The following is an 11,011-nucleotide window of genomic DNA, read 5'->3' as shown; positions in this document are numbered from 1 at the left end:
GTGGCTGTACCACTCCAGCGCGTAGTCACTCGCTCCAATAGGAAGTCGGCATATTGCAAATTTGTGCTCGCCCTCTGGATGAAAGAGAGAATGAAGCACCCGATCTCGTTCGTCCTTTTCCAAATGGTTCATGGCTACATAACCCAATTCATTAAAACAGCCACCAAAACCTTCGACAAGCTGATGTGTTTCTCCCGTAAGGGTTAGGTTGGCACTATCTTGGGTATCGGTAAGATGATGAGCTTGGGATTGCCAAGCTTTAGCTTTAGAAGTGGAAAACCACTGAATGGTTTGATTACTCATGTATTACCCTCCTGTTCAAGCTTTTTGTATCTCTTCTTATTATAGGGTAGGATCACAGGAGATGAGATGGTCTGAGCCAAGACAAATTTGCCCTAATCCAAGGTCGAATTTGCTGATGAGAAGTTCTGCTGATAAGAGGTATCAAGAACACATAAAGTACACATGTCTTTGATATGCTGGTGTCCTAGAATGACGAAAGAGGGAAGTCGATTGAAGAAAAGGGTTCTTCTCGTGGAGGATGAAATACGTATTCGTGAAGTTATTGCTGATTATTTTAAACAAAATAATTGGGAAGTCTATGAAGCAGGTAATGGAAAAGATGCACTAATCTGGTTTGATTCGGTGCAGCCGGACCTGATTATACTCGATATTATGATGCCGGAGCTGGATGGTTGGGAGGTGTGCCGCCAGGTACGCAGCCGTTCAGGTGTGCCGATCATTTTGTTGACAGCCAAATCCGGTGATGATGATAAAATATTAGGCTTTGAACTGGGAGCCGATGATTATGTTACCAAACCTTTTAGCCCCAAGGTGTTGATCGCCCGCGCAAACGCGCTGATGAAGCGAGTGGAAGGACATGTACAGCCGGAGTTGCATATTTTGCGATTCGGCACTGCCATTCTCAATACGATGGCTCATCGACTTGAGGTGGATCAGGCGGAAGTCGAGCTGACGCCCAAGGAGTATGAGTTGCTGCGGCTGCTTATACATAATAAAGGCATAGTCATTTCACGGGATGTGATACTGAACCGGGTGTGGGGCATCGACTTTGAAGGAGACACACGGGTTGTCGATACTCATATCAAAAAGCTGAGAAGTAAGCTAGGCCGTGAATCACGCCATATCCGCACGGTTTTTGGTACAGGCTACAGGTTTGAGGAGGAAGAATGAACAAACGGGGAGTTACCTTTAAGTTGTTCATTATGACGGTTGTGTTTTTCCTGTGTTTTTACGGTATGGTGATTTTAAGTCAATTTCTGTTTTTTGAAAATTTTTATCAGCAACAGAAGATTGGTCGTGTGGAAAGTCGTTTGAAAAGCTTCGGTCAAAGTTATGTCCAGGAGGCTTGGGGATCGGGCAGGGTTTCGCGAGAGGCAGCTCGCTTTATGCTTCAGAATAAGAACCAGTTGGCGATTGTTACCCTAGACGGCAAAGTAAAGCTGGATGATGCGTTTCATATCAGTCTCAGAACAGCAGATGGTAAAGTTGTTAAGATATCGCTGTCTCTGTTTATGAGCGAGTACGGAGATGAGTTGAGAGCTGCCCGGATTCAGCCCGGTGATACGGTAACGGTTGAAGGTGAGGTATTGGGGACTGACGGCATCACTTCCCCCAACTTAATATATCCATTAGGCATTCAGAAGCCTGGTTTCAAAAATATAGGAACGACATCGCAAGCGGCTGGCACAGATGACAGTGTAAGGTTATCCGGTACGGTGACAGAGATTGCACTGCCAGATCTGAAAACATGGAGTCAGCGACAAGGATTACTGTTTGGTGCGCTGGAGGAATGGTTCCCTTTATCACAGGCGCATCTGGAGAAACTTAAGAATTTCGAAGTGTTGGAGGAAGATTGGACGGAACCTTGGACAGGGGTACGTAATGCAGTCATAGTCCATCCTGTTCGTCAGGACACAGGCGAGATCGACCTCCTGTTCACAGTGACATCGTTGCAGGAAATTAGTGAGACGAATGAAGCTCTGCGCTGGTTTTATCTGTACCTAGGGATCGGGGGATTTGCACTCATTCTGATTTTGTCCCTGTTCTATTCCCGGATGGTGACCCGTCCGCTCATTGCTTTGAATAATACCGCCAAGCGAATGGCTAAGCTCGATTTTACAGCCCATACACCAATCCGGCAGAATGATGAGCTGGGCAGCCTGTCCTACAGCATGTATACCCTGTCCCAGAACCTGGACACGGCTTTGCGCGAGCTTCAGGAGGTCAATCAACAATTGGTCGAGGACATGGAACAGAAACAGAGGATGGAGGCTGTGCAACAAGACTTTTTTGCCAACGCTTCTCATGAGCTAAAAACCCCGTTGAGTATCATTAAAGGCTTCGCAGAAGGACTACAAGATGGAGTTAGCGCCGGGAAGCAGGATCATTATATGAAAGTCATTGTAGAGGAAGCGGACAAAATGGAGCGATTGGTCAAGGATATGCTGGACCTCGCTAAATTGGAATCTGGAACCCTCAAGCTCCGCAAGACGACCTTTATCTTGAGTGAGCTGGTGGAGGAAGTCGTGGACAAGCTATTCCATCTGTTGAAGGAGAAAAAGCTGGAAGTGGTCATTATCCCCGCCAATGAGATGCCGATTCATGCCGATGTAGGATGGATGGAACAGGTGATTATCAACTTTGTTGTCAATGCCATACGGCATGCTGAGGAAGGAAGCTCAATCACGATTCGTATCGAAGGCGCTGAGGAAATCCGTTTTTTTTCCATTGAAAATAAAGGTGAGACCATTCCTGACGATCAACTGGAGCAGATATGGGACCGTTTTTACCGGGCCGAGCTGTCACGTAGCCGCCAGACGGGTGGGACAGGACTGGGGCTGTCGATCGTCAAACGAATTTTAGATTTGCACGAATTCCGCTATAAGGTGGAGAATACCAAGGACGGCGTCCGTTTTGTTGTTATATTCGGAGGCTAAGCTACGGCAAAGGAGTTAAGGAGTATGAAATGGAATTGGTTGCCCTCACTATTCACGATTGCAAACCTGGGGGCAGGGGTCTTATCCCTGTATTTTACGATTCATGAGCAATACATGACCGCTTTTATTCTCGTGGTGGTGGCTGCTTTATGGGATGTATTAGACGGTTTGCTGGCAAGGCTGTTGCATTGCTCCAGTGATTTTGGCAAACAGCTCGACTCGCTGGCGGATGTTGTCTCATTTGGGGTTGCCCCTGCTTTCTTGATCTTGTTATACAAACTGGGAGATACCCATTGGATAGGACCGCTTGTGGCTGTTTTGTTTGTCATATGCGGTGCGGTAAGATTGGCAAGATTCAACCTAATGGCTTTTAGCAAAGGCTTTGTAGGTATGCCGATTACGGCGGCGGGTGTGATTTTGTCCTTTATGTTTTTATGGAGTGAGCATTTGAAGCCGGGGTTGTTGCTTGCATTAATGGTAGTGCTGTCGTTCCTGATGGTTAGCCGTATTCCCTTTCCGTCCTTCAAAAAATAATCGGTCAGGAGGTGGCTCCCCTATGGAATGGGTCATCAGCATGATTACACAATACGGATATATCGCTATTTTTGCTCTTCTTGCTCTTGGGATTATCGGTCTACCGGTTCCAGATGAAATTATTATGGTGTTTGTCGGCTATTTATCCTCTATCATGGTACTGAATTATTCGGTGTCTATATTAGTCAGCTTCATCGGTGCAATGACAGGGATGATGATCAGCTACACGCTAGGCAAAAAGCTGGGTCAGCCCTTGGTGGATAAGCACGGCAAGTGGGTTGGATTGACACCGAAGCGATTTGCAAGAGTTAAGGGGTGGTTTGCGCGTTTTGGGTTATGGACCATTTTGTTTGGTTATTTTATCCCAGGAGTCAGACATGCGACAAGCTATTTGTCGGGCATTAGTGCGATGCCTGTCCGAAAATATATGCTGGTGGCAAGCGCAGGTTCTCTGATATGGACGCTTATCTTTATCTCCATTGGTTATATTGCAGGGGCGAATATAAACTTTCATTAAGGTGACCTCAAAAGTAATGTAGCATTTTTCACGTATACCACCGATAATATAAATAAAGATACTGTACAACCAGTGAGGGGATCTGTATTGAATGCATTAATGAAGTATATTGAGAAGTTACCTAGTTTTCTGCAAATGATCTTGAATATCTCGCTGTTTCTGGTCGGGCTGATTTTAAGCTTCTTACTTCTAAAAGAAACATGGTCCATTTTTTCTTATGTTTTTTTGTACACAGAGGCCGACAAAAATTACTATGAATTCACGGAAGAGTTGCTTGTGTTTTTCTTGTATTTTGAATTCATAGCATTAATAGTTAAGTACTTTAAAACCAATTTTCATTTTCCATTACGTTATTTTATCTATATTGGGATCACGGCTGTCATCAGGCTCATTATTGTAGATCATGATGATGCTAAAAATACATTCTGGTGGTCTATTGCTATCTTAGTCATGGTAGGTTCTCTATTGATCGCTAACAGTAAATTGATAAAAAGAGAAAATTGATGCTCAGGAAGATTGCAAAGTTGACAGTCAAGTGGAAAGAGGGAATAAAGACGAATGGTAAGAAACTGGATGAATCATGCGGGCGTCAGGCGGGTAGCCGTCCTTGCGATAATCGTTTTGCTGTTGTTTATGTTAAGAAGCATGATGAATATTATGTTGTTAACACTGCTGCTTACGATCTTGATTGGTAGTATATATAACGGAGTGAATAAGCTGGTCAAGCGGTTCGTCAATGTGCCGTCAATGATCGTGCTGCTACTGGTGTATGGGCTGCTAATTCTGATTATGGTGTGGGGCGTTTACCGAATGGTGCCGCTAATCGTCGTACAGGTCAAGCAGGTGTATCTCATGATTCAGCAAGCGTATATGTATCCTGATCGTAATCAATGGAACGAAACGATTATCGAATTTATGGACACGCTGAATGTTCAGCGGCTATTTGAGCCTGGACTGAGTGCAGTGATGAAGGTCAGTCAATTGGGAACACAGCTTCTGGTGTCGATTATTTTGAGCTTGTTCTTCCTGATGGAAAAATCATATATTACACGTTTTACAGCTACGTTTGTAGATAGCAAGCTGGGTTGGTTTTTCAAGGAAGTGGGTCATTTTGGCCGTATGTTTCTGGATACGTTCGGGAAGGTATTGGAGGCTCAACTACTGATTTCACTTATTAACTGTATATTGACCACGATTGCACTCTGGATTATGGGCTTCCCTAATCTGCTTGGTCTTGCGCTCATCATTTTCGTACTTGGATTGGTTCCAGTGGCAGGTGTGTTTATCTCACTGGCACCGCTCGGCCTGATCGCTTTCAGTGTCGGCGGCATTCAATATGTGATTTATCTAGTTATTCTGATCGTGGTGATTCATGCGATTGAGGCCTATTTCTTAAATCCGAAGCTGATGTCATCCAAAACGAATTTACCGATCTTCTTTACCTTTGTCGTACTTATTTTCTCTGAGCATCTGATTGGAATTTGGGGCTTGATTGTAGGTATTCCGTTGTTTGTTTTCTTCCTTGATCTGATTGGGATAAAACGCAAGCAAGAGAAGGATACTTGATTCAGCACTGCAGATTCCACCCTTGTATAGTGACTATTGATTCATCACGAATGCCTGCGAAGCCGCAGGCATTTTTTTATTGCCCTTTTGTTCATAGGAAAAAATCGCTGACGCTCATCATCATGCAGGAGGTGTCCAACGGCATTATCAATGCATTCTCACTTACTTTTTAATTCTCTTGTTAGCTATAGTACACTGAATATGCAAGATTAGATCAAGTTAAAAGAAATGAGATGATCGGATGGAACAGAAAATTAAGGTATTGGCTATATCGGGTAGCCTTCGTCAAAAGTCCTCCAATACAGCGCTTATGAAGGCTACTATGGGGCTGGCTTCTGAAAATATGATATTCACAGTCTATGATGGATTGGGGGATCTCCCGCATTTTAACCCTGACTTGGATGTAGATGAGGGGTCAGCTTCCGTAAAAGAGCTACGGGAGCAATTGAAACAAGTGGATGGAGTGCTGATCTGTACACCGGAATATGGGAATGGTGTGCCGGGTGCTTTGAAAAATGCCTTGGATTGGCTCGTATCTTCCGGTGAATTTGTAAATAAACCTACAGCGGTCATTAGCGCGTCACCGTCTCCTATGGGCGGCCATCTTGCGCATGCCTCGCTGCTGCTCACATTGCAAATGATCAATGCACAGATTGTGGAGAATGGAAAGGTCATTATTCCGCATATCACCTTGAAGCTAAATCAGGAAGGTGAAATTACAAACGCTGAAACTAGGCAGGAGCTAGAAGCATTACTTCAAGGGCTTGAGCAAGCATGCTCAAGCACAGGAACTCTTTAGATTTTTGAAGTTTAATAAAGGAAAAGCAGCGGCAGTCTAAGATTTCATTTTCACCTTCGAAGCTGCCGCTTCCTCTTTTAATTGATTTTAAAGTTTGAATTTTAGACAGTGTCCAATAAGCTCTCGTATACCTTTAATCGGGCATATACCGTTTCGAGTATGGGGTAAACAGTATTACTGGTTGCAGCCAATGCAAGCAGTGAACCATGTAGATGACTGGCTTCAACCGGAAGCTTTTTAAGCATATCGCGTTGCATGGATGACATCATCTCTGGTCGTAAGGATTCCATCGTTTTCAGTGTATGAACTTCCATCTCTGAATCAATCGGCATCCCCGCGTTGCGAGCAAGTGTGACAATCTCATGCAGCAGCTTTTCGTATATAGCTCGTGACTCTGCCGTGGCAAGTATAATCCCAACCGAGGCTTCCATCAGTGTTGTAATTGCACTCAAGCTGGCAACGAATATATATTTCTGCCACACTTCACGCTGAATATCGTGACTTCGTGCCACTGTGAAGCCTGCATGATCAAGATGATTCAGCAGCAGTTGTGTACGCTCTGATTGCACTCCGTTCCATTCACCGAAGACGATACGGTGGAACGGACTTGTCTGAACAATAGAACCATCATGATCCAACGTAGTTTCAATATAACAAAGTCCGCCCAGCACTTTTTCAGAACCGAATTGTTTGCGCAAAAAGTCAAAATGTTCGTAACCATTAAGTAACGGAAGAATCATGGTATGATCACCGACATAAGGCTCAAGATCGGATTGCAATTGGGGAAGATGATACGCTTTGACCGAAATGATAATACAGTCGAACGGATCGGCAGCTTCACCATTTGTAATAGCACGCACTGGTGTCTGAAAATCCCCATGAACACTTTTAACAATTAGACCGTCTTTTGCCAACTGAGATTTTTTTGAAGGGCGTACGAAGAAGGTCACGTCTTCTCCTTTTTGAACAAGAAGTCCCCCAAAATAGCCTCCAATCGCCCCTGCACCTACAATCAGAAATCGCATTATAGGGTCCCTGCCTTTACTCTTGCATTCCCGTATAGTCCTTCTACTACGTTCTCATCTGCCTTAAAAACATGCTCCTCGCCCGGAAAAGAACGATTCTTCACGTCTTCGACATATTGACCGATACTGTTGCGAATCAAAGTACCTATATCCGAATAGGTTTTTACGAACTTTTTCTCCCGGTAAGGAGCTGAGTATTGTAACATGTCATGATACACCAAAACCTGGCCATCACAGTATCTCCCCGCACCGATGCCAATGACCGGAATAGATATCTCTCGGGTGATGCTCTTCGCTACTTCCTCTGTCACCAGCTCCAGCACGATGGCAAAAGCTCCCGCTTGCTCCAGGGCCCGGGCATCATTTAGAAGGCGCTCAGCGGCCTGTGAGTTTTTACCTTGAATGAAGTATCCGCCGATTTGATGCACAGACTGTGGTGTAAGTCCGATATGCCCCAGTAGTGGGACGCCGGATTGAACAATTCGCTTCACGGTGTCGCAAATTTCCATGCCCCCTTCTAATTTCACGGCATGGGCATGTCCCTCTTGCATGAGCCTGCGCACATTAGTAAGGGCTTCTTCACTACTCCCGTGGTACGTCATAAATGGCATATCCGCGACAATAAAAGTATGTTCCGCACCGCGCACGACAGACCGTGTATGATAGACCATATCATCCATAGTGACGGGCAGTGTGGAGTTATAATTAGATAACACATTACCTACGGAATCACCGACAAGGATGATATCGATCCCGGCTTCCTCAGCCAAACGAGCAGATGGATAGTCATACGCCGTAATCATACTTATAGGTGAACCTTCTCGTTTCATTTTCTTCAATTGCAAAATATTAAGTGCTTTCGAGGTTGCCATGGTTGCATTCAAATCCTTTCCTACCTTTATTTTAGATCACAAAAAAAACCTTTCAGCACATGGCTGAAAAGGTCCGAAAGGCAAAAAAAGAGTCAATTTGCGACCGTTCTTTTGTCTCGGTCCTTGCGGATCAGAGCAAAATCCAACGAGTTCACCTCCATAGGCTCACACATCTACATATTGAATTACACTAACTAGAGTACCGTTCGAATGTATCGATACAGCCTCTCACGGAAGTATACCAAAATATAGGGCTGTTGCATAACATTCTCTACTATATGAACAAAACAAGCCCCTCCAACTTCCTATTCGGAAGTGAAGGGCTGTCAGCTTGCAGATACAGTATGTGAAATATCGCTAAATCTTTAGGACGTGTATGAGGTCACGGACGGTCGATAAATTCATATAGAAAGGATTGACCCTCCCGATAGAATTCTAATTGTAACATGGGACTATTGTATGTGGAGAGCGTGATATAATAGGGCACAAATCGTTTCATAGATGATGAATCAAGCAGAGGAGTGAAGGCTGGTGTATGAACAAATTGTAGCGTATGGTCTGAGCCAAAAAGAGGCTGTTAAGGATTATCCATTCGGTGCTGAAACGCTAGTACTGAAAGTTGGAGGCAAGATGTTTGCTCTATTATCTGAAAAGGACGGCATTAGCCACCTATCCTTGAAATGTGATCCGATCATTGCGGTAAATCTGCGTGAACAAAACAAGGCAATTAAGCCAGGCTATCATTTAAATAAAAAGCATTGGAATACGATTGAGGTTGATGCTACCTTCCCACTGGAGGATTTGTACAGCATGATCGACCATTCGTATGAGCTAGTCTTCAAGAGCTTAACCAAAGCGCAACGCGAAGCGATTACGATGAGGATACGGGCAACGGATTTGTAAAGGGCTGGTGAAGCCCTTAGGTTGTATCCAAAAATACTTACTAACATGATTATAGTTTTAGTTGACAGAAAACACGAATAGATATATTCTTAATTTAAAGATAATTTATTTGAAAATAATATCAAGGAGTGGAACTTAACATGAGCGAACTGGTGAATATTATTCAAGAGAGAAGATCAGCTTCTAAATTTATTCCTGATGTTACTATAGATGCAAAAGAACTAGAAGAAATATTTCAGTTGGTGAAGTTTGCTCCATCGGCTTTTAATTTACAGCATACGCGCTATATCGTAGTGCAGGATGCAGATACCAAACAAAGACTGCATGATGAGGCAAGTAAGCAGTATAAAATATTAACGGCTTCGGCGACCATTGTAGTGCTGGGGGATACAGAAGCTTATACCAAGGTAGCTGACCTCAACGAAGGCTTCCTGAATTTAGGTGTCCTGAGCAAGCAGGAATATGATAGTACAGTGGAGTCGGTAACTCAGTTTTATCGCGAGCGGGGACCTGTCTTCCAGAGAGAAGAAGCGATCCGTAATGCCAGCCTGTCGGCTATGCAATTGATGTTGATTGCCAAGGACAAAGGCTGGGATACTTGCCCGATGATCGGTTTTGATCCGGCGAAGGTGCAGGAAGTACTGAATATTCCAGAGCAATTTGTACCCGTGATGATGATTACCTTGGGTAAAGAGGACGAATCGGGTCAGCGGGCACGGGGATACCGCAAGCCGGTTGGACAATTTGTCAGCTACAATGGATTTTGAAATTTGTAAATCATTTTTGTAAATAAATCATCATGTTAATGAAGGAGTGATAAAGATGTCATTGAAAACCGCTGGAATTCACCATATCACGTCCTTTGCAGGAGACCCGCAGGGCAACGTTGATTTTTACGCAGGCGTACTTGGTCTGCGATTGATTAAAAAGACGATCAACTTTGATGCTCCAGAAGTATACCATTTGTACTTTGGTAATGAAGAGGGCAGCCCGGGAACGATCATTACCTTTTTTCCAGCTCCGGGTACACGCAAGGGTAAGATTGGAGGTGGACAGGTCGGGATTACGACGTATGTCGTGCCGTCCGGTGCTTTGGAATACTGGGAAAACCGTCTGCACAGCTTGAAGGTGTCTTTCACGAAGGCCACTCGTTTTGGCGAGTCATTCATCCAGTTCCGAGACAACGAGGGCTTGCATCTGGAGCTGGTGGAGCGGGAAGATGGCCCGGTGAACACGTGGACAGCTGGCGGCGTGCCTACGGATAAAGCGATCAAGGGCTTTGGCGGGGCGGTACTGTACAGTGCGGATTCCAAGCATACGCAAGAGGTGTTGGAGAACGTCCTGGGGATGACTCCCATCGGAGAAGACGCAAATGCAGGCTACATCCGCTATCAGGCGACAGGTGATTTGGGCAACCTGATCGACATTCCGGTCAAAGATGTCCCGTGGGGGAATGGCGGCGCCGGTACGGTTCACCATATTGCCTGGCGCGCGCAGGACGATACGGAGCATCAGGCGTGGAACGAATGGGTTCATCAGCATGGTTTTGGGACCAGTGGTATTGTAGATCGCCAATACTTTAATGCCGTATACTTCCGCGAGCGGGGCGGTATTTTATTCGAGATCGCAACCGATCCACCCGGATTTACCGTGGATGAGGAATTGAATGAGTTAGGACATAAGCTGATGCTGCCTGAATGGTATGAGCCTCAGCGCACCCAGATTGAGTCTAACCTGGTTCCCATTGAACCTAGAGTATTAAAACAGGATTAATCTGCTCGATCCAAACAATCATATTTAGAAGCAAAAAGGTCAAATACAGGAAGATTTCTACC

At 44.8% G+C, this 11,011-nt stretch carries 12 protein-coding genes and 1 pseudogene; 10 read left to right on the top strand and 3 right to left on the bottom strand.

The window, feature by feature from the left end:
• Positions 1 to 303, bottom strand: a pseudogene (locus GRP75_RS13145) (glycoside hydrolase family 30 protein); the annotation flags it as partial.
• A gap of 210 nt (positions 304 to 513) precedes the next feature.
• On the opposite strand from GRP75_RS13145, the gene GRP75_RS13140 reads away from it, so the two are divergent.
• From GRP75_RS13140 to GRP75_RS13110, 7 genes are all read left to right on the top strand, one after another.
• Positions 514 to 1,194, top strand: coding sequence for a response regulator transcription factor (locus tag GRP75_RS13140; RefSeq protein ID WP_028541060.1), 681 nt, complete (start codon positions 514 to 516; stop codon positions 1,192 to 1,194).
• Entirely contained in the window at positions 1,191 to 2,960 is a 1,770-nt protein-coding gene (locus tag GRP75_RS13135) for a sensor histidine kinase (protein WP_028541059.1), read from the top strand. The genes GRP75_RS13140 and GRP75_RS13135 overlap by 4 nt, the downstream gene beginning before the upstream one ends.
• Before the next feature lie 24 nt (positions 2,961 to 2,984).
• Positions 2,985 to 3,494 (top strand): CDP-diacylglycerol--serine O-phosphatidyltransferase, encoded by a 510-nt coding sequence (gene pssA / locus GRP75_RS13130; RefSeq protein WP_023986912.1) that lies wholly within the window; start codon positions 2,985 to 2,987, stop codon positions 3,492 to 3,494.
• 22 nt (positions 3,495 to 3,516) lie between these two features.
• Complete coding sequence (locus GRP75_RS13125; protein ID WP_013308662.1) at positions 3,517 to 4,011, top strand: DedA family protein; 495 nt, start codon at positions 3,517 to 3,519, stop codon at positions 4,009 to 4,011.
• Positions 4,012 to 4,098: 87 nt separating this feature from the next.
• Positions 4,099 to 4,515: a phosphate-starvation-inducible protein PsiE gene (gene psiE, locus GRP75_RS13120; RefSeq protein ID WP_025723919.1), complete on the top strand. Its 417-nt coding sequence runs from the start codon at positions 4,099 to 4,101 to the stop codon at positions 4,513 to 4,515.
• A 54-nt stretch (positions 4,516 to 4,569) separates the two neighbouring features.
• Entirely contained in the window at positions 4,570 to 5,577 is a 1,008-nt protein-coding gene (locus tag GRP75_RS13115) for an AI-2E family transporter (protein WP_023986914.1), read from the top strand.
• Between the two features lie 241 nt (positions 5,578 to 5,818).
• Complete coding sequence (locus GRP75_RS13110; protein WP_160789518.1) at positions 5,819 to 6,376, top strand: NADPH-dependent FMN reductase; 558 nt, start codon at positions 5,819 to 5,821, stop codon at positions 6,374 to 6,376.
• Between the two features lie 101 nt (positions 6,377 to 6,477).
• Here the strand turns inward: GRP75_RS13110 and GRP75_RS13105 are convergent, their stop codons facing one another.
• Together GRP75_RS13105 and panB are read right to left on the bottom strand one after the other, a co-directional pair.
• Positions 6,478 to 7,401 carry a ketopantoate reductase family protein gene (locus tag GRP75_RS13105; RefSeq protein WP_160789517.1) on the bottom strand — a complete coding sequence of 308 codons (924 nt, stop codon included), beginning with the start codon at positions 7,399 to 7,401 and terminating at the stop codon, positions 6,478 to 6,480.
• Complete coding sequence (gene panB / locus GRP75_RS13100) at positions 7,401 to 8,273, bottom strand: 3-methyl-2-oxobutanoate hydroxymethyltransferase (protein ID WP_160789519.1); 873 nt, start codon at positions 8,271 to 8,273, stop codon at positions 7,401 to 7,403. Before panB ends, GRP75_RS13105 begins: the two co-directional genes overlap by 1 nt.
• A gap of 531 nt (positions 8,274 to 8,804) precedes the next feature.
• Here panB and GRP75_RS13095 point away from each other — a divergent pair.
• From GRP75_RS13095 to GRP75_RS13085, 3 genes are all read left to right on the top strand, one after another.
• Positions 8,805 to 9,176 carry an MmcQ/YjbR family DNA-binding protein gene (locus tag GRP75_RS13095; RefSeq protein ID WP_023986918.1) on the top strand — a complete coding sequence of 124 codons (372 nt, stop codon included), beginning with the start codon at positions 8,805 to 8,807 and terminating at the stop codon, positions 9,174 to 9,176.
• A 140-nt stretch (positions 9,177 to 9,316) separates the two neighbouring features.
• A complete protein-coding gene (locus GRP75_RS13090) occupies positions 9,317 to 9,943 on the top strand; it encodes a nitroreductase family protein (RefSeq protein ID WP_023986919.1) in 627 nt (208 codons plus the stop codon).
• A gap of 55 nt (positions 9,944 to 9,998) precedes the next feature.
• Positions 9,999 to 10,949, top strand: a complete 951-nt coding sequence (locus GRP75_RS13085) for a ring-cleaving dioxygenase (protein WP_053324602.1) — start codon at positions 9,999 to 10,001, stop codon at positions 10,947 to 10,949.
• The last annotated feature ends 62 nt before the right edge of the window (positions 10,950 to 11,011 follow it).

It is taken from the genome of Paenibacillus sp. OT2-17 (assembly GCF_009827695.1).
Classification (GTDB): domain Bacteria; phylum Bacillota; class Bacilli; order Paenibacillales; family Paenibacillaceae; genus Paenibacillus; species Paenibacillus polymyxa_B.
This window is presented reverse-complemented; position numbering and strand designations above follow the sequence as displayed.

What these genes read in the sequence shown, in the direction of transcription:
- GRP75_RS13135 (WP_028541059.1), top strand. Translation starts at nt 1,191, where the DNA reads ATGAACAAACGGGGAGTTACCTTTAAGTTGTTCATTATGACGGTTGTG.
- pssA (WP_023986912.1), top strand. Translation starts at nt 2,985, where the DNA reads ATGAAATGGAATTGGTTGCCCTCACTATTCACGATTGCAAACCTGGGG.
- GRP75_RS13125 (WP_013308662.1), top strand. Translation starts at nt 3,517, where the DNA reads ATGGAATGGGTCATCAGCATGATTACACAATACGGATATATCGCTATT.
- GRP75_RS13115 (WP_023986914.1), top strand. Translation starts at nt 4,570, where the DNA reads ATGGTAAGAAACTGGATGAATCATGCGGGCGTCAGGCGGGTAGCCGTC.
- GRP75_RS13110 (WP_160789518.1), top strand. Translation starts at nt 5,819, where the DNA reads ATGGAACAGAAAATTAAGGTATTGGCTATATCGGGTAGCCTTCGTCAA.
- GRP75_RS13105 (WP_160789517.1), bottom strand. Translation starts at nt 7,401, where the DNA reads ATGCGATTTCTGATTGTAGGTGCAGGGGCGATTGGAGGCTATTTTGGG.
- panB (WP_160789519.1), bottom strand. Translation starts at nt 8,273, where the DNA reads ATGGCAACCTCGAAAGCACTTAATATTTTGCAATTGAAGAAAATGAAA.
- GRP75_RS13090 (WP_023986919.1), top strand. Translation starts at nt 9,317, where the DNA reads ATGAGCGAACTGGTGAATATTATTCAAGAGAGAAGATCAGCTTCTAAA.
- GRP75_RS13085 (WP_053324602.1), top strand. Translation starts at nt 9,999, where the DNA reads ATGTCATTGAAAACCGCTGGAATTCACCATATCACGTCCTTTGCAGGA.